Origin of the sequence: Prevotella sp. oral taxon 313 (assembly GCF_003043935.1) — a bacterium.
Taxonomy (GTDB): Bacteria; Bacteroidota; Bacteroidia; order Bacteroidales; family Bacteroidaceae; genus Prevotella; species Prevotella jejuni.
Genome location: NZ_PYXE01000001.1, coordinates 3,380,141 through 3,399,002 on the forward strand (window position 1 = coordinate 3,380,141; position 18,862 = coordinate 3,399,002).

Annotated in this window: 16 protein-coding genes and 1 pseudogene; 9 read left to right on the top strand and 8 right to left on the bottom strand. The window is 40.1% G+C overall.

Annotated elements, in window-relative coordinates; translation table 11 throughout:
* Window positions 1–259 precede the first annotated feature (259 nt).
* From AXF23_RS13245 to tssD, 7 genes and pseudogenes are all read right to left on the bottom strand, one after another.
* Window positions 260–757 (bottom strand): annotated as a pseudogene (locus AXF23_RS13245) (phage baseplate assembly protein V); the annotation flags it as partial.
* A 28-nt stretch (window positions 758–785) separates the two neighbouring features.
* On the bottom strand, window positions 786–1,193 hold the full coding sequence (locus tag AXF23_RS13250; protein ID WP_107625623.1) for a PAAR-like protein: 408 nt from the start codon (window positions 1,191–1,193) through the stop codon (window positions 786–788).
* Window position 1,194: 1 nt separating this feature from the next.
* On the bottom strand, window positions 1,195–1,902 hold the full coding sequence (locus AXF23_RS13255) for a toxin-antitoxin system antitoxin subunit (RefSeq protein ID WP_107625624.1): 708 nt from the start codon (window positions 1,900–1,902) through the stop codon (window positions 1,195–1,197).
* Window positions 1,903–2,031: 129 nt separating this feature from the next.
* The gene (locus AXF23_RS13260; RefSeq protein ID WP_107625625.1) at window positions 2,032–3,597 is read right to left on the bottom strand and encodes a T6SS phospholipase effector Tle1-like catalytic domain-containing protein; all 1,566 of its coding nucleotides are present in this window, start codon (window positions 3,595–3,597) and stop codon (window positions 2,032–2,034) included.
* 3 nt (window positions 3,598–3,600) lie between these two features.
* On the bottom strand, window positions 3,601–4,758 hold the full coding sequence (locus AXF23_RS13265) for a DUF2931 family protein (protein WP_107625626.1): 1,158 nt from the start codon (window positions 4,756–4,758) through the stop codon (window positions 3,601–3,603).
* 10 nt (window positions 4,759–4,768) lie between these two features.
* A complete protein-coding gene (locus tag AXF23_RS13270; RefSeq protein WP_107625627.1) occupies window positions 4,769–6,625 on the bottom strand; it encodes a type VI secretion system Vgr family protein in 1,857 nt (618 codons plus the stop codon).
* Window positions 6,626–6,806: 181 nt separating this feature from the next.
* Window positions 6,807–7,205: a type VI secretion system tube protein TssD gene (gene tssD / locus AXF23_RS13275; RefSeq protein WP_004383461.1), complete on the bottom strand. Its 399-nt coding sequence runs from the start codon at window positions 7,203–7,205 to the stop codon at window positions 6,807–6,809.
* A gap of 1,479 nt (window positions 7,206–8,684) precedes the next feature.
* Here tssD and AXF23_RS13280 point away from each other — a divergent pair.
* The 6 genes from AXF23_RS13280 to AXF23_RS13310 all read left to right on the top strand — a co-directional run bounded on the left by AXF23_RS13280 (window position 8,685) and on the right by AXF23_RS13310 (window position 14,753).
* Window positions 8,685–9,233, top strand: coding sequence for a glutathione peroxidase (locus AXF23_RS13280; RefSeq protein ID WP_107625628.1), 549 nt, complete (start codon window positions 8,685–8,687; stop codon window positions 9,231–9,233).
* 186 nt (window positions 9,234–9,419) lie between these two features.
* Window positions 9,420–9,731, top strand: coding sequence for an MGMT family protein (locus AXF23_RS13285; protein ID WP_107625629.1), 312 nt, complete (start codon window positions 9,420–9,422; stop codon window positions 9,729–9,731).
* A 151-nt stretch (window positions 9,732–9,882) separates the two neighbouring features.
* Window positions 9,883–10,689 (top strand): sugar phosphate nucleotidyltransferase, encoded by an 807-nt coding sequence (locus AXF23_RS13290; RefSeq protein WP_107625630.1) that lies wholly within the window; start codon window positions 9,883–9,885, stop codon window positions 10,687–10,689.
* Between the two features lie 24 nt (window positions 10,690–10,713).
* Window positions 10,714–12,258: a glutamine-hydrolyzing GMP synthase gene (gene guaA / locus AXF23_RS13295; RefSeq protein WP_107625631.1), complete on the top strand. Its 1,545-nt coding sequence runs from the start codon at window positions 10,714–10,716 to the stop codon at window positions 12,256–12,258.
* A 1,293-nt stretch (window positions 12,259–13,551) separates the two neighbouring features.
* The gene (locus AXF23_RS13305) at window positions 13,552–14,193 is read left to right on the top strand and encodes an outer membrane beta-barrel protein (RefSeq protein WP_107625633.1); all 642 of its coding nucleotides are present in this window, start codon (window positions 13,552–13,554) and stop codon (window positions 14,191–14,193) included.
* A gap of 32 nt (window positions 14,194–14,225) precedes the next feature.
* The gene (locus AXF23_RS13310) at window positions 14,226–14,753 is read left to right on the top strand and encodes a hypothetical protein (RefSeq protein ID WP_107625634.1); all 528 of its coding nucleotides are present in this window, start codon (window positions 14,226–14,228) and stop codon (window positions 14,751–14,753) included.
* 69 nt (window positions 14,754–14,822) lie between these two features.
* On the opposite strand, the gene mscL is transcribed toward AXF23_RS13310, so the two are convergent.
* Window positions 14,823–15,248 carry a large-conductance mechanosensitive channel protein MscL gene (gene mscL / locus AXF23_RS13315; protein WP_009011833.1) on the bottom strand — a complete coding sequence of 142 codons (426 nt, stop codon included), beginning with the start codon at window positions 15,246–15,248 and terminating at the stop codon, window positions 14,823–14,825.
* A 271-nt stretch (window positions 15,249–15,519) separates the two neighbouring features.
* Here mscL and gap point away from each other — a divergent pair, with 271 nt between their 5' ends.
* The 3 genes from gap (at window position 15,520) to AXF23_RS13330 (ending at window position 18,559) form a co-directional block, all read left to right on the top strand.
* Window positions 15,520–16,548: a type I glyceraldehyde-3-phosphate dehydrogenase gene (gap, locus tag AXF23_RS13320; RefSeq protein ID WP_009011834.1), complete on the top strand. Its 1,029-nt coding sequence runs from the start codon at window positions 15,520–15,522 to the stop codon at window positions 16,546–16,548.
* A gap of 110 nt (window positions 16,549–16,658) precedes the next feature.
* Complete coding sequence (gene miaA / locus AXF23_RS13325; protein ID WP_107625635.1) at window positions 16,659–17,627, top strand: tRNA (adenosine(37)-N6)-dimethylallyltransferase MiaA; 969 nt, start codon at window positions 16,659–16,661, stop codon at window positions 17,625–17,627.
* Window positions 17,621–18,559 (top strand): diacylglycerol/lipid kinase family protein, encoded by a 939-nt coding sequence (locus AXF23_RS13330; RefSeq protein ID WP_089366064.1) that lies wholly within the window; start codon window positions 17,621–17,623, stop codon window positions 18,557–18,559. Before miaA ends, AXF23_RS13330 begins: the two co-directional genes overlap by 7 nt.
* Window positions 18,560–18,862: the final 303 nt, after the last annotated feature.

The window sequence follows — 18,862 nt, forward strand, 5'->3', positions numbered from 1 at the left end:
GTGAATTCACCACCGTTTTGTTTGCTGAATGTATAAAAAGTTCCTGCTCACCAACGACATTCGTTTCTGGAGCTTCAATCTTTATTTGATTCTGAGAGTTGAGCAATGCCTTTCCTGCCTGTGTGTGGAAGAAGTCTGCAACAAGCTGCTGCATGAATGGAGTATTTACCAATATCTTCTGCATTACATTGGTCAGCATCATATTACCAATGTTCGTTGTTTGAGAGTTTCCAACATTAACTTGTAGGTCGTGACCTACCATTAAGGACATATCATTACCAGCATGGAGCTGTATGTTCTTAGGGGCGTTAAGCAAGATATTTCCATTTCCATCCAAATGAATGGAGCTACCACCTGCATCTTTTATTTCAAGTGACCTATTATCATCGTTGAGGATAACGGAAATGCCACTACGTGTCTTAAGACTTTTAATACTATTATTTGAACCACCGCCACCACCTGTCGTTCCATTAAACAGGCTATCCATAACGTAGGGACGGGCGGGGTCACCATGGCGGAAGCCGAGGAGGATTTGGTCGCCTACCTCTGGGATAAACACAAAACCACGGTTGCTCTTTACGTCTTTACTACCACCACCATCTGGTGTCATCACACGTACCCAACTTGTTCGCATGTTATCAGTTTGCGAATTCATGCGCACCTGCACACGACCTGCTCCATGTGGATCAGCATTGCTTAGCACCGTTGCCATCTGTGTCTCAGCTAATGGTATACGCACCTTCGGACTTGGCAGCGCAAGTTTACAGATAAAACCGGACGTAGTATTATATTGGAGCTATCGGACAAATATCTGCAATATGTTCAACAGGAATTTTAGCAAAATCAAATGCTCCTAAGACTTTATATTGTCCAGTATGTTGAAAACTAATACAATTAGGTGAACCTAAAGCACATGTCCCGATACTGTCATCAAGTAAGGGATAAGATGTACCATTGATGCTCACTCCATCATAGTATTTCTCCCATTTGACTATAACAGGAGTGCAGGGACAGTTGTTGTGTAAACTGCACGTTCCAAAATTAGGAAAGAAGGTGTTTCCTAATGAATTTGTTGTAGCAGTGCGATTACCATTCATAGTAACGCCTGTATTATCATTCACCAGTAATTGACCTACAGAGATTCCATACTTACAGGTTGCTTTTGCTCCATTAACAATATATTCTTTTCCCATATCACTCTTCTATTATGTTTATATCCACCATCTTACGGTAGTAGCCTTCATTAGACATCTCTACTCTAAATTCCAAATGAATATCTTTAGGGATACCATGAATTGTTTTTTCTATTTCAAGAATTCCCTTCCCTTCAACAAAATAAGGATTACTTCCAGGCAACTGTGCTTTTAAGTCCCAAATACTGGGATTAGAATATGTTGAGGCTCTTTTAAGCTTCCATTGTAGTGGCGTATTTGGATTAGGATAATTTGGTGTCAAGAGATAATCTTGATTATCCTTAAAAAGCATGAGTTGCAGGAAGATTCGTTGCATAATCGCTTTAAGAAATGTACTCTCATCTTTCATCCATAGAGAGCTACTCTCTATATATTCTTTCACGTATTTTGATTCTTCTCCTGAACAAGCGACTTTACTATATTTATCCCATTGCGCTTTTGCCGCATCAAAATTCAATAACTCATAGTCTTCCTCGTTCATTTGAAATGATAGAGGATAAACAGATTGCCCTAAGTTGAAGGCAACTTTACTAGCTTCTGTTAGAGGTCTCCCGTCTAACGATATATCATTGCTTCCCAAGAAAGTAATAGTAGTAACCCTTTGATTTAAACGTTGAATATCTACTGATTCTTTCATTGAAAGTATAGATGTATGTCCTTTAGGATTTAAAGAAATTATTTGTACTCTAAAATCTTTAATCTGCTTCATTGTTTTAACCGTTGTACATATCTCTAAGATTATCTTCTGATGGTTTATTAATTTTCACAAGACCTCCACCTGCCGCCTCACCATTAGCAGACAAATGGATATACTTGGTTCGTATTCCTGTTAAAATTTTTATCCATTGTATATTATCCGCTCATTATCGCTTGTAGCGTGATGCCCTTTTTCTGCACGTGCAGACAGATGTAAATAGTTAGTCCTGACGGCAAGTATTTTTTCCCAATCATCACTATCACCTATGAATCTTATCTTTCCATCCACATAGCCGTATACAGGTTTTCCCTCTACGACATCTCTTAGTTTTTTTAAATCACTAAGCGCTTCACCATCAAGTGAAGTCGTTCCTTCAAAGACTTCGCTTTTCCATAAGATACCTTTAGATGCAACTTTATTAGCTGATGTGAGATTTATCCATGTAACTTTCTTGGAGGCCGCTTTCTTTCCCATGATATACAAAGGGATTTTGGAATAAGTATTATAGACCATCCTTATTTTATTATAGGTAATAACGGACCTCCCATACCTATCTAAGCTTTCTTGAGGGGCTAACCAATTAAAAGGCAGCCATCCTCCATCCAACAGTTCTTGTAAAGAGAGGTAGCCTCTACATTTTCTCTTTCCTGTTTCGTGTTCATTAACATCATGAAATATACGATCACTCATATAAATATATTCTTCTTCATACCGTTTGTACCCTCCGCCAATATCGCTATGTGCACCAGGAAGTATAACCTCTTCTCCTCTGGTAGTTTCAGCAGAGGCAATGTTTGTAAGACCAAAACACTCTCTATATTCATCAGCCGCAACAAGTTGGACTACAGAACCTACATAGGGTGGAATGGTTAATTGAAGTTCTTCTACATCATTTTCAAAAGGCGATGTACTCCATAGTAACGTTATCGTAGATGGCGATATAAAACTTTGTTTATAAGATGAAACGGTATCAAATAAGCCTAAAAAACGAACACCCGTAGTGATGTGACTAATTGTTCCTAAAGCATAAATTCTATCAAACTGCTCCTCCAAAGTTACTTTTTTATCTTCTGTAACGCTTTGATATATAAATCCTTTTAGAAGCCTATGAACAAAACTTCGTGCAGCTGTCGCTCCTCGGCTAAATCCAAAAACATCCAATATCAGATTTAATCGCAACTGGTCGCCCTGAATATCGCGTATCTTTTTAAGAACTTTATCAACGAGCAATTGGCATCCACGCTCAATCTTTGCATTTACACCAGTATCCCCAGAACCCAATGCATATCCCCTTAAAGAGTCGTCTTCTCCGCTCGAAACCATTCCGTCTTCATCACTATATGGTTTAACACTCTTGGATACAATGGGACTTTCCGTCCCAGGGCCCTCAACATACACCTTAATGCAATTTGGCATCTTTGTAGTATCATACATATACCAAAGTTCTGCAATATTTGTTTTGGAACTATTTCTATAGCTGGCATAATGCTCTGCATCTGTATCGTCTTTGAGCTTTCTATACTTTTCGTAATCTTCTTTATCTGAGGGGTGTATATTTGGCCCATTGCCCCAAAAATCTATATTATATTTATTATTATTGGTTCCGTCGAAAAATACACCTGCAATAATAGTGATATCTGTGATATCTGAACTCGAATCCGAATCATTCGATTCGTTCCCACATATACTGTTTGAATACTCTCTCATATGCTATTCTCCTATATAATGAATGTCTCCAGAATAAATATCTGGATGATTATTATAAAATGGCCATTTTTCCTCCTTTAAATGCTGTGGGGTTATTCGAAAAACATGAATCTTTGTTTTGGTTAACGGATACTTTTTACCACTCACCAACAAATAAATAGTAAACCAATTGTTATATTTGCTAACCTCAATGACCAACTTTCCCGAAGCTCCCTTAGCTTTGAAAGCCTCTGCATATCCCTTTATGATTTCATCTTCATCAAAATAGAACTTTCCATTATAAATTGTTGTACCTACCTTCCAGCCAGCCTGTATCTCTCTTACGCGAGGCAATAATGAAGGCATCGGCTTATTATCTCTATGCCAAAATTCTCCCGTAAGGAACCGGTAAAGGTAATCAGTACCTAAAGCTGCTTTTTCGTCTTCAAACTTAAATTCTATTTCATAGTTGAATTTTGTCTTGTAGGTATCCCACAAACCATCTGACAAACCATTTCGTTTGAAATTCTCTTCCGCCCATGTGTAATCCCTAAGTCGCCCTTCACAAAACGCATCAAGTGTTTTGCGGTATCGAAACCCATCTTCGTCAAAATCCTGCAATGGCACATTTACTTCCCTGCCAACAAGAGTGTCACAGACCAATTCGCGTCGACCTATACCATCTACATAAAGCCACACATGCCCTTTGGGAAGCATATTGATCACAAAACCTGTAAATGCCCAATACCTCTTAGCTGGCCAATCATAATATTTTGTACGGAACTTTTGGCGTATCTTATCTTGTAGCTCTAATGAGAATTTAACATTAAGCCGATAAAACTTCTTTTCTAAATACGAAAGCCACACAATATCAACACTACTGGGGGCATCCATTCCTCCGTTAGAGTCACTGCCCATATCTACCGTACCATCCGCTTCGCCCAAACCTGAACCAGTAAATCTCTCCATCACACCAACATATCCACCAGAGTTTCCTACGCCTACTCTTGCATAATGCACCTCCATGGGATAATTTCTTGAAGATGCAACGAGTGCTTCCCAACAAAAAGCTGTATCCATACCTTTATTATCTTCCTTTTTTGTTTTGTTTCCTAATCCGCTACATGCCGTGCTTATAGACATAGCAAAGCTAACCATTATAACTATTAGTATATATTTCATAAAACTTTATTTATTCCTTTGTTATATCAACCTTAGTATTACTCTTTATATACAAACGATCTTGGGCACCAATAGTCGTAATTCCTTTCGTTTCGAATGTAGCGTTCTCCATAATATTCCCCTTAATAGAACCTCCTACATTCAGAATTGTATCTTTGTCTATATGACTGATATGATCGCCCGCAATGTACGTATGGTTGTCTTTCCCTACATTCTGCATAGCATTTCCATTTACCGAAACTGTTGAATCTTTTTCAATGCTAACAGACGATTGCTCACCAACCTGCATCGTAAAATTCTTACCCACATTTACATTCATATTCTCTGATGCGTTGATGTTGACATTCTTCGTATTGACATTTACTTCTTCAGCAGAAGATATGGTGATGGTGCCATTTAATTCATCAATGAAGATTTTATTAGCTCGAGTTGTCTGTAAGAGAATGGTATGGGCTGTATCGTCAAAGGTAACGGTCGAACCGCTTCGGGTGGTAAGGCTTTTCTTGTGATTGGCAGCAAAGCCTCCGCTACCTGTCACTCCGTTAAACAAGCTACCCATAACGTATGGTCTTGCAGGGTCACCATGACGGAAGCCGAGGAGGACTTGGTCGCCTACCTCTGGAATGAAAACGAAGCCACGGTTGCTCTTTACGTCTTTACTGCCACCGCCATCCGGTGTCATCACACGCACCCAACTTGTTCGCATGTTATCAGTTTGCCAATTCATGCGCACCTGCACACGACCTGCTCCATGTGGGTCGGCATTGCTGAGTACCGTTGCCATCTGCGTTTCAGCCAGAGGCATTTCAACCTTTGGGTTAGGCAGACTCATTACAGTACCAGGAATGGCTTTGAAACGGTTTTTGTAATAACAGCTCTCGCTCACTTCATGGGTCATCTCGATGATGATGAAATCGCCTAAGCTCTCTTGAGAGAGATTGCCAACTCCCTTTAAGAAAGAACTATACAAGCTAATCACCGAACCCACATGTAGCCTTGGGTCCTGGCTTTCGGCTGTGACATAATGGGTTTCAGCCGTTTCGGCTGCTTGTTTTAGGAGTACATAATTCTCAAGATCATTGATAGAGCTGACACGCTGTATGGAGTGCTGGCGAGCCGCCTTAGGGTAGGAGGGGAGCGCAGCACGGAATGCATCACCCGCCATCCTGTCATGTCCGTAAGCCTTATCAGGTGTCTTGCGGTCCATCTCACGGTTTGCACCAGAATGGAACGTAAACACCTGTTCTGGACGAGCTAATGTTTGTAGGCCAATATTGAGGGAACTTAGTGACGTGCCAAATTCCATCTTGATAGGGTCTGGCAATCGTCTTGGCTTACCGAAGACAAGTTTCAGACCATCATAGTACATCCACTCCTGATACTGCAAGGCAAGCCGACGAACGAAATCGAAGTCAGATTCCTCGTATTGGCAGATGTAATCCAACTGTTTCTTGTGTGCCGCATTCAATGCCAATTGCACCTTACCATCACTGCACAGACTCTTTACGACATCACCAATCGACCTGTCATTCCATGAGTAACAGCTCGGAGCCGTCTCCATACGATAAGTAGAGGAGTATCCAGACACCTGTATACACCCGAAGTCGCTACCATCGCGATGCAACTCAATGTTCGTCACTATGCCGTAGAAGAATGGTTTGTTCGCAGCTTTCACTATGATATCCTTGCCGAGCCACTCTTTACTGCTACTGATGTTATGCACCTGTCTGTTGCCCCCCGACTCAAGGTCAACCGTGAGGTCAAAGTGATGATGTGCCCCAGTACTTTGGTCGATACGAAGTGATTTGAAAGAAGAAAGTCCATCCTTTCCTATGGTGATGGAGATGGGATTAAAAGGTATTGCCATTGAATATATTTTTTGAGGTAATTAAGGCTGAAAAGCGATTTGATAAGATTTGTTCCCTATATATAATAAGGTGGCGACCTCAGCAGCTTATAGGTATGTCCTACTGCGGTGAGACCTAAATAGAAAGCTAAAAGGACCATGTCAAGCACGTAGCCCGACACAGTCCTTAAGTTTCTTAGACCTATGTGCGAGGCCAACGGTTATCGAGCTCGGCATTACCCACGGTGATATTCTCAGCAGAGAAGGTCATCGCAATGGTCATCGGCGCCTCGTTGTTAACGTCGAGTGTCTCCTTGTAATGAACGATGTAAGCATTCTTGAAAGAGATCTCCTTCATCTTAGCATCCTCCTCACTCTTCTTGTAAACAATCTTACCCTCAACAGGCTTGAACTGACTGTTGAGCATAGCCTCGATAGTAGAAGTGTCATCAGTAGACTCGATAGTGACACTGATACGGCCACCAGAGATGCTTGATGCAGGCTGACCCTTCTTGTCAGTCGTACGACTGAACTCGTAGTTAGAATAGAGTACGTCGTACTCCTTGCCACCTAATTCCAATGTTGCTCTAAATGAACTCATGATAGATAATTTTAAAGTAGTTAGAAAAAAAAGAAAACGAGGTCATCTTAATTTCCCTCACGTATGAGAAACAAAAAAGAGAAAACCCCTAACAACGTTTTGAAGTCTCCTCTGCGTGTGGCTGTAAAACAGTCTTGCTCTTTGGAAGAAGAGGAAGATTTGCAATCTGTTGTCATTTTTGTTGTTAAAAGTAATCATATAATTTCATAAAAGCAATTGATACAACACTAAATAACAAAGGTTTAATATCTTATACATATTCAAAACCATTTTTATTCTGCCCCTTATCCAGTCTTAACCATTATGCCATTCTGTCTATGTAAGAGCTTTCGGTTACTCTATGTCATTATGTCATTCTGTCTGTGAACATTAAAATCTCCAAAAGTTCAGAGCTTTTAGTCACTCTATGTCATTATGTCATTCTGTCTATGTAAGTGCTTTCAGTCTCTTCCTGTCATTATGTCTGAGAACATTAAAAGTGTTTTTCCTTCTGTACCCTCCGTCTTCATGCAATTTGTGTAATTCGTAGTCCTGTGTTGATGGTTGTTTAGTATAGTCCATACTGTTTTGGGGTTTCTTCAGAAATTTGGACTAATAATGACTCGCCTAAGCTTAAGTCTCTGATTAAATGTCACATAGAGAAAAGGACAGTACGGAGAGTCGCAAATTCGACAAACTATTATTTTTCTATCTATTTGTTAGGGTGGTAAACTTTAGTAAGTAACTTTAAAAGGTTCTTTCTGCCTCACGAGTGTCATTCAAAACCTTTCGTTATAGGGGACAGAAGAGTTTGTAAAAGAGTAAGAAAGTATTACACCGTGAAGAGCTAAGTATGCTCTATGTGGTTGTATGATATCCCTTAAAAACGAGTTTGTAATATACAGTAAATCAGTATATTACAAATAGCGTTGGAGAAGACGCCCTTCTTGCCTCAAGAAGGGCGTCTTCTATGTGCAAGAGGGGCATATTCTTTATCGTTGTTAGGCCTCTTCTTGACTTAAATTCGGCCTCTTCTCGGATGAAAGAGAGAATGGTTAGTGAAATATCTTTATGTTTTCTACCTATATATTTAGTATTTCATCCCCTTTTATCAGCAGTCTTATAGAGATAAACTCACATTCTATTCTTTGCATCATGCGCAGAGTGACTGGAGGTGAGGTTGCCTTTATAGGGTTAATAAGACTCATGGGGTAAATAAGGCCGATAAGGGAGAAGCAGGATAATACTACCCGTAGAAGAAGATTGATAAGGGTTAGTAAGTGGGTAGAAGGTGCAAAATGATGTTAAAAATAACATGCAGTCGCTTGCGATATAAGTTTCTTTTTATATCTTTGCAAATAAGAATAATGGTTTAGCAAGATTTAGATAAGAAAGATTGTAAAGACGATTAATCTGTAAAAGCATTGCAAGTGGATGTGATGCCGACAGTTTATACGGTATAAAAATATAATTGTAGAATTTAATAAAGAGTAAAGAATTATGGCAACAGTTTATGATTTCAATTTGAAGGACAAGAAGGGTAATGAGGTAAGTCTTGAGACATATAAGGGTAAGGTACTCCTTATTGTAAACACAGCAACGGGTTGTGGCTTCACTCCACAGTATGAGGAGTTGGAGGCTATGTACCGCAGTCTGAAAGAGAAGGGTCTTGAGATTCTCGATATTCCATGTGATCAGTTCGGTCATCAGGCTCCAGGTACAGACGAGGAGATTCACGAGTTCTGTACAGCAAAGTTTGGAACTGACTTCCCACAGTTCAAGAAGAGTGATGTGAACGGTGCTAACGAGCTTCCTCTTTACACATGGTTGAAGAGCGAGAAGGGCTATGCTGGTGGCGCATACGAGGAGAAGTTGGCTGCTATAATGGAAGACCTTTATAACAAGGCAAACACAGAGCCTCGTAAGCAGAACGACATTCAGTGGAACTTCACCAAGTTTCTCATTAACCGCAATGGCGAGGTTGTTGCACGCTTCGAGCCTACAGTAGACCTCAAGGAGGTTCAGAAGGCTGTGGAGGCTGAGCTCTAATCAATAGCTGATAAGTAAGTTTTAATAGTTCCTTGTGGGACAATCTTTTAGGAGTTGAAGGTTTTAGTGGGGTTAAGCCATTACTGTTTCTTTTCGGAGGGCAGCAATGCAAGGATATGAATGGTATCGGCTTAACCCCTACTAATTCCTTTCGCTCCTTTTTCATTAGGACAATTTGGAGTGAGAATGGCTATAGATATAGAGGCGTTTCGCAAAGAAGTCTATGAGGTTGTGGCGTCTATTCCGAGCGGGCGTGTACTGAGTTATGGGCAGGTAGCGTGGCTTGTTGGTTGTCCCCGACATGCTCGTTTAGTGGGGAGGATGCTTCATGGCGTATCTGAAACCGAACATTTGCCATGTCATCGAGTCGTAAATAGTAGTGGACGTACGGCTCCTTGTTGGGAAGAACAGCGCAGTCTGTTGGAAGCTGAAGGGATAACCTTCCGTGCAAATGGCTGTGTAGATATGAAGAAATGTCAATGGAAACTGGAGGAATAAGACTGTTGTGGTCTTTTTTCCATTTGTAGCATACAACCTTATATAAAGTGATAGTTATGAGCGTAAAGCTCTTTCTTTTTGATTTAAGTCCGTCATTCCTTTGTTAACTGAAATAAAAGCATTAATTTTGTAGGCATAAAAAGAAAAGTAAATGCAGGCAATGATTTTTGCAGCCGGACTCGGTACCCGTTTGAAACCGCTTACTGACACAATGCCAAAAGCGTTGGTAAGGGTGGGAGGTGCGCCACTGCTTGAGCATGTAATCAGGAGATTAATAGATGCTGGATGCAGTCGTATGGTTGTTAATGTACATCATTTTGCAAACCAGATAACAGACTATTTGGATGCACACAACTATGGTGTGGATATCTATGTGTCTGATGAAACAGAGCAGCTCCTTGACACCGGTGGTGGTATCAAGCGAGCTGCTTCGCTTTTTAATCGGCAATTACCAGTGTTGATACACAATGTTGATATATTAAGTAATGTGGATTTAGCTGCTTTCTATCGCCATGCTTTGGAGATAAAGGCCGATGCCTTACTACTGGTAAGCCGTCGTGTGACGCAACGTTACTTGATATTCGATAGCAATATGCGCTTAGTAGGTTGGACGAATGTGGCTACAGGCGAGGTAAAATCACCTCATGACGAGATACGTCAGCTACATTTTGTATCACCGACAGAGGCTGAAAGTTCTTATTTTCAGCATAGTTGCTACCTCTGTGCCTTCTCTGGTATTCACGTGTTAGCACCTTCTGCGGTACAAGCTGTTGAGGCTGTTGATGAGAATAAGTTCCCAATTATGGAGTTCTACCTTAACAACTGTGACAGACTGGATATCCGTGGAGAGTTGAAGACCGACCTCCATCTGCTTGATGTAGGCAAACTCAACAGTTTACAAGCTGCTGAAGACTTTATAGCAAATTCAGAGTATCGAAGCTCCAAGACGGAGAACTGATATTCTTTAAATATATTCATTTACATGCAACAGAAGATTATCATTTTGGATTTCGGCTCACAAACGACCCAGCTTATAGGCCGTCGTGTACGTGAGTTGGATACCTTCTGCGAGATCCTTCCTTACAACAAGTTCCCGAAGGACGACCCCTCTGTGATTGGTGTTATCCTTTCTGGTTCACCTTACTCCGTACATGATCCAGAGGCGTTTAAGGTAGATCTCAGTCAATTTATCGGTAAGATACCTGTCCTTGGCATCTGTTATGGGGCACAGTACATCTCTCATTCAAATGGAGGTAAGGTTGAACAGACGGGTACACGTGAGTATGGTCGTGCCAACTTAGAGCATATCGACCTTAATAACCGCCTTTTTGCAGGCTTTGAGAAAGGCTCGCAAGTATGGATGAGTCACGGTGATACGATTACAGCAATCCCAGAGGATTACGATATTATAGCTTCTACAGGCGACGTTAAGTATGCTGCTTTTGCATCAAAGACACAGCCTGTATGGGCAGTACAGTTCCACCCAGAGGTTTACCACTCATTGCAGGGTAAGCAGCTGTTGAAGAACTTCGTTGTGAATATCTGTGGCAGCAAGCAGGAGTGGAGTGCAGCTTCATTTGTAGAGAGTGCAGTTCAGGAGATTCGTGAGCAGGTGGGTAACGATCGTGTTATCCTTGGTCTTTCTGGTGGTGTTGACTCTTCTGTTTGTGCAGTATTGCTCAATAAGGCTATCGGCAAGAACCTTACTTGTATATTCGTAGACCACGGTATGCTCCGTAAGAACGAGTTTACAAAGGTGATGGAAGCCTATAAGGGACTCGGACTGAACGTTATCGGCGTTGATGCATCAGAGCAGTTCTTTAAGGATTTAGCTGGTGTTACCGACCCAGAGCAGAAGCGTAAGATTATTGGTCGTGACTTTGTTGAGGTGTTTAATGCTGAGGCTAAGAAGATTACCGATGCTAAGTGGCTTGCACAGGGTACTATCTACCCAGACCGTATTGAGAGTCTTAGCATTACAGGTATGGTAATCAAGAGTCATCATAATGTAGGTGGACTTCCTGAGGAGATGCATCTTCAGCTTTGTGAGCCACTCCGCTGGCTCTTTAAGGACGAGGTTCGCCGTGTAGGTTATGAGCTTGGAATGCCAGAACGTCTTATCAAGCGTCATCCATTCCCAGGTCCTGGTCTTGCTGTTCGTATCTTAGGTGACATCACACGGGATAAGGTGCGTATCCTTCAAGATGCTGATGACATCTATATCGAGAAGATGCACAACTATACTATGCCAGATGGTACAAGTCTTTACGACCATGTTTGGCAGGCTGGTACAGTGTTGCTTTCTACCATTCGTTCCGTGGGAGTGATGGGTGATGAGCGTACTTACGAGCATCCTGTTGCTCTTCGTGCCGTTACATCAATGGATGCCATGACAGCAGACTGGGCCCACCTCCCTTATGATTTCATGGCAGAAGTTTCCAACGAAATCATCCGTAAGGTAAAGGGAGTTAATCGCGTATGTTACGATATCTCTTCAAAACCACCTTCAACAATTGAGTGGGAGTAAGAAGGAAAACAGACAAAATAAAAGGATAGGGGCGCAGTTGCGTCCCTATTTCTTTTTATACAACTTTATATATGATGTTAGAGTGGACAAAGAACACGATGTTCTTATAGTTGTAAGATACCTTTTATTGTGTTGATAATCAGAGTGTAACTTTTTTTATTTGACTGGCTAATACTATCGTTGTTTACCATCTATAACAAATTATATTTATGATAAAATAATTTTTTCGATATTTTGAGTGAAACCTCTTTAATTTTATGGCGTAAACCTCTATAATCTTTTAGGTTTATTTGTGTTCACCATGTTTCCCTATACTTAGTAACTCTGAGTGCCATAACTGTCCGCACTATTTGTGTATGCCATCCGCACCATGAGTGCTGGACTTATGCACTCTATGTGTTGGGGACGTACTTTGATAAGGAATGGGAAGAATGGCTTATTGTGGTTCATCCTCCATATGGAAAAAGGATGTATATTGATAAGGTATGTTGTCGTTGTGTAAGTGGCACCTAAATTCTTCTGCCGAAAATAATTCTGTGGTGTAGTATACATCTTCTTTTGATTCCATATACCTATTCTTCTATAACAAAGCAATCATTTCAAAATTAAGTTTCCTGTCATTCCTATCATTAAAGATACACTTATAACCTGTTGATTTTCATTATGTTTGGAAGAAATGTTAAAAGTGACAGCAAAATGATTTCAAAACTATTATTGTAATATAACTGTATTCCTGTAAGAAAGAAGATGATCTATCTCTTAGAAATCAAAGGACAATATGAAGCATTGGGAACTTTCATATCTTCCATTAAAGTATCTTCTGTTTGAGAAAACTTTATCATTTTAGATACCGTTTGAAACTTATTTTTGTTATGTAGGAAGGTTTATGATGATATTTTTTGTGTTCTATGGTTTTAATAATTTTGTCCTTTAGCTATAAAATGTTCTTTTTTCTTTGTTATTTAGAAATGTTTGTATATATTTGCAGAATGAAACAAAATAATTGCCTATGACATAAGATAAGAAAAGACATATAAGAAAATAAGCGTTAACTCGTTATTCTGACTTCCTAAAAATCGGCAAAATTTACAAGAAGCACATTAGAGTAAAGTTAATGCTCACGTCGAATGGCGTGGGCTTTTACTCGTGTATGATGTGCTTGGGTGTTTGCCGATACCTTAGGGAGCGTAGACGAAGTATTAGTCCTCGCTTTTTTCTGTCTAATACTCAGGTTAATGGACTATAACTTATCTAAATTCTTTAATTTATAACTTTAGTACAAAACTTTATTTTATGAATAAATTATTTTTATCAATAATTTTTGCCTTGTCTAGTGTATCTCTCCAGGCGCAAAACTTTTTCGATAATAGCTCATTAGATTTGACAACAGGTTTAAATTTTTCAACAGTTACAGATTTGAGTGGTCATTTTGGCTATAATGTAGGTGTCCGATTTAATAAATCTATAAAGGATTTTGCAAAAGGTAATTTGTATGGTAATATAGGGATGTTGTACTCAAAAAAGGGAGCAAATCTAGATAATGATGGGATTGGACTCATTACGGGAGCTTCTAATCTCACAATTAATTATTTAGAATTCCCAATCCATGTGGGGGGTAGTTATCCTATTGGCAAGAAAGTTTCTTTATTTGCAGATGCCGGTCCTTATATAGCTTATGCCACAAGTGGAGATTTAAGAGGGGTAGAAAATATATTTTCTGATAATGGTTTAAAAAAAATCGATTTAGGATTAGGCTTTAGATTTGGTTTAGCATTTAAAGAGAAAGTAAGATTGTCTTTTGAATACGAGTCAGGACTTGTAAACATCAATAATGGTTTGGAAGATGGTAGATTTAGACCTGATAATAGTTCAATTGCAAATATAAAAAACTTAAATTTCATGATTAATTTGTCATGGAGAATTTGGCATAAATAAATTATTTATATATAAAATAGTATTTGATATTTATGAAAAAGTTTAAATCATATTTTGTTCTTAGTTTCATAGCAATATTGAGTTTAATATGTAGTTCTTGCACTATAGAAAGAGATGAAGAATTTAATAACTCTTCATCGATATCTGTGGATGGGAATAAGTATTTTATTTATCAATCTTTTTTTAATAAAAGTAATACTGGTGATATATATTTTTCTGCGATTCTTTACCCAGATAATAAAGAGCCTGGAGGGGCTGACGAATTTGTTATAGTAACGTCTATATCGTCCCAAGAACAATTAACAGTTGGAGAGGATATTACAGATAGGACATCAGTAAGAGACTTTAAATATTATTTGGAAGCAAGTGTACACCCGTATAGTTATAAGGAACTTAGTGGAAGTATAAAGGTAGTATCTGTTGATAAAAAATATATAACTTTGCAGTTCAATAATTTCACGTTTAGTAATATTGCTAATATAACATTTTGTATTAATGGTACCCTTAAATATAAAAGAGATGGAGTACGTTATGAGAATGGTGTTGTAGTTGAAGATTAATAGTGAAAAAACTCAAGGTTCCAATTGAAACCTTGAGTTTTAATTTTTAAACTTATTTGATAGATTTGCTTACTTGTTTTTCAGCAAATCACGAATCTCAGAGAGCAGTTTCTCCTCGTTAGTTGGCTCTGGATCAGGTGCTGGAGCAGCTGGTTCCTCCTCCTTCTTCTTAGAAAGCTTGTTGATAGCCTTAACCATTAAGAACACACAGAAAGCAATGATGAAGAAATTAAGTAATGTCTGTAAGAAGTTACCATAGTTGATGGTAGCTGGAGCAGGAGCAGTTACACCAGGAATCTCTACTGCAGGCAGCGTCCATTTCAAGTCTGAGAAATTAACACCACCGATAAGCCATCCGATAGGAGGCATGATGATGTCGTCTACAATAGATGAAACAATCTTGCCGAATGCACCACCGATAATTACACCGACAGCCATATCAACTGCGTTACCCTTTACTGCGAATTCCTTGAATTCTTGAATAAGTTTGCTCATAATAAATGTTGTTGTTAATTTAATTGTTTGTCTTGCGTGCTAATACTAATACCCTTTCTTTTGTTATATAGACTTTGCAATCTTGGTTTAATGTATTGCATAGAATTGCCTATGTGTGCGAAACGAGTTATTTTTTATAATATTTAATACGCTAAGCGACTGCAAAAATAAAAAAAAAATTGTATCTTTGCAATCGTAACAGATAAAATGTTTCAATCGAAAGGTAAAAGAATTTAGTTTTTATACACTTTTATAAATAAATTAAAGTAAAATGGTAAATGTAGCTATTAACGGCTTTGGCCGTATTGGTCGTCTCGCATTCCGTCAGATGTTCGAGGCTGAAGGTTATGAGGTTGTTGCAATTAACGACTTGACAAGTCCTAAGATGCTTGCTCATTTGTTGAAGTATGATACTGCTCAGGGTGGTTTCGCTGGTAAGTTCGGTGAGGGTAAGCACACTGTAGAGGCTACTGAGGATTCTATCATCGTAGATGGTAAAGAGATCAAGATCTCTGCTGAGAAGGACGCTGCTAACTGCCCATGGGCTGCTAACAACGTAGACGTAGTTCTCGAGTGTACAGGTTTCTATACATCTAAGGAGAAGGCTTCTGCTCACCTCCAGGCTGGTGCTAAGAAGGTAGTTATCTCTGCTCCTGCAGGTAACGACCTCCCAACAGTTGTTTTCAACACAAACCACAAGACTTTGAAGGCTGAGGATACAGTTATTTCTGCAGCTTCTTGTACAACAAACTGCTTGGCTCCTATGGCTGCTGCATTGAACGCATACGCTCCAATCCAGTCTGGTATCATGTCAACAATCCATGCTTACACTGGCGACCAGATGATTCTTGACGGTCCACAGCGCAAGGGTGACCTCCGTCGTTCACGTGCAGGTGCTTGCAACATCGTTCCTAACTCAACTGGTGCTGCTAAGGCTATTGGTCTTGTAATACCTGAGTTGAACGGTAAGTTGATCGGTTCTGCACAGCGCGTTCCAACTCCAACAGGTTCTACAACTATTCTCGTTGCTGTTGTTAAGGGCAAGGACGTAACTGTTGAGGGTATCAACGCTGCTATGAAGGCTGCTTCAAACGAGAGCTTTGGTTATACTGAGGATCAGATCGTTTCATCTGATATCGTAGGTATGCGTTTCGGTTCTTTGTTCGATGCAACTCAGACTATGGTAAGCAAGATCAGCGATGACTGCTATCAGGTTCAGGTTGTTTCTTGGTACGACAATGAGAACTCTTACACTTCTCAGATGGTTCGTACAATCAAGTACTTTGCTGAGTTGAAGTAATACCAACCGAAAGGTCATCTGCAATCCTCTCTTGCGTAGAGAGTGGTTGACGGATAAAATAATAGTCCCTGTCAGCTTGCTGGCAGGGATTTTTTTGTTATCTTTGTGACATGAAGAACGAGTTTACAGGTGAGAGTACTGTTGTTGGCACTGCTTCCGACAAGCGTATGATAACCATTCTTGGACCTACAGCGTCGGGAAAGACCGACCTTGCTACACATTTAGCTGCTCGGCTCAATGCTGAAATTATCAGTGCTGACAGCCGTCAGGTCTATCGTGGCATGGATATCGGTACGGGCAAAGACTTGGCTGATTACACGGTTGCAGGACAGGCAATACCTTATCACCTTATAGATATATGTGAACCAGGAACGAAGTATAATCTCTTTCGCTATCAGCAGGATTTCCTTGATAGTTATGAGGATATACGGAGTAGGGGAGTGTTGCCCATTCTCTGTGGTGGTACTGGCCTTTATATTGAAGCAGTACTGAAGGGGTATAGTCTGTCACCAGTGCCACAGAACCCTGAACTCCGTAAAGCGTTAGAAGACAAGACACTTGAGGAACTGACCACGATGTTAGTTGAGTTGAAGGAAAAGAATCATTCTGTCATGCACAACAAGACGGATGTAGACTCTTGTCAGCGGGCTATTCGTGCGATTGAGATAGAAACCTATAATCTAACTAAGCCAACGGAGGAACGACAATGTCCGCCAATAGACTCATTAATAATAGGTGTAGACATCGACCGTGAGGCACGAAGAAAGAAGATAACCACCCGTCTGAAAGCTCGTCTTAAAGAGGGAATGGTTGAAGAGATAGAAGGATTACTAAAGCAGGGCATACCTGCTGACGACCTTATCTATTATGGTTTGGAATATAAGTATGTGACAGAATATCTCATAGGGAGGCTGTCTTACGACGAAATGTTCCGACAGTTAGAGATAGCCATACATCAGTTTGCTAAACGACAGATGACGTGGTTTCGTGGTATGGAGCGTCGTGGATTTACAATCCATTGGGTCAATGCTGCGCAAAAGATGGAAGATAAAGTAGAAGAAATTATAAAGTTATGGTAGAGGAAGGAAGATGGGGGATTATTTATTGCCCTAAAAACGGATTGCTTAGTAGCCCAGAAAAACGCTGGGAACATACAGAACGCTGTCTACTATCGCATGGTATAGAGTTTGATATGGTGCAGAGTGAGAACCCACGAAGCGTAGATCGGTTGGTGCGTATGCTGGTTAGTAATGGCTACAAAACTATTATCATCTATGGTGGAGACTCAGCATTGAATGATGCGGTAAACTATCTCATGCTGTTAGAGCCAGAAGAGCGGGATAAGATAACGTTGGGTGTTATCCCGAATGGTGTGTTGAACGACTTTGCCCACTTCTGGGGTTTTGACGAGTCACACGTGGAGCAGACGATTAAGTGGCTCAAGCAGAAGCGTGTAAGACGAGTGGATATTGGCTGTATTCGCTATGAGAATAAGAAGAATGAGCGTTGTCGTCGATATTTCCTCAACTGTGTGAACATAGGTATGGTGGCTAATATCATGAGTATGCGTCGTCGTATGCGCCATCTCTTTGTGTCGCGTACAATCTCCTTCATCCTTTCTTGCATCCTACTTCTCTTCCAACGAATTGACTATTTGATGTCGTTAAAAATTAATACAGATACTATCAAGCAACGACTGATGACGGTCTGTATAGGAAACGCTCAAGGATATGGACAGACACCGAATGCTGTTCCTTATAATGGGTTGCTCGATGTCTCCATTGTATCGCAACCAAAGATGTGGCAAGCAATAGAGGGTATGTATCTCTTGTTGAGGGATAAGATACTAAATCATCGTAATGTCTTACCTTATCGTACGCAGGAGTTGAGCGTACAGTTATCGGAACACACACCAGTAAGTGTTGACGGACGACTATTGAATGGTACTCCTGTCGGCACATTCACGATTGGCGTAGAAAAAGAAGTTATCAATTTCCTCATTCCAGATTAGTCTTTTGAGGGGCTACTGGGTTGTTGAGGGCTTTCGTACTACAGATTGTTTCTCCCGTAGGGCGGCTCTGTCTGTGACGAATTACCTGCGATATTCCGTGAGAGATAATCGCTGAGAAGGCTCTATAAGAATACTGATAGAGGGAGAAAGAATACTGAGCATATTGGAAGAAATTGTAAGAATATTTCAGTAATTGTGCTCCTCTCTATTTGGAAAGGGGCCGAGTAAGAGAATAGAATATGCCCTTCTACGTTCAAGAACACGCCCTTCTTGCATGTAGAAGAGCCTTTTCTTGATGCAAGA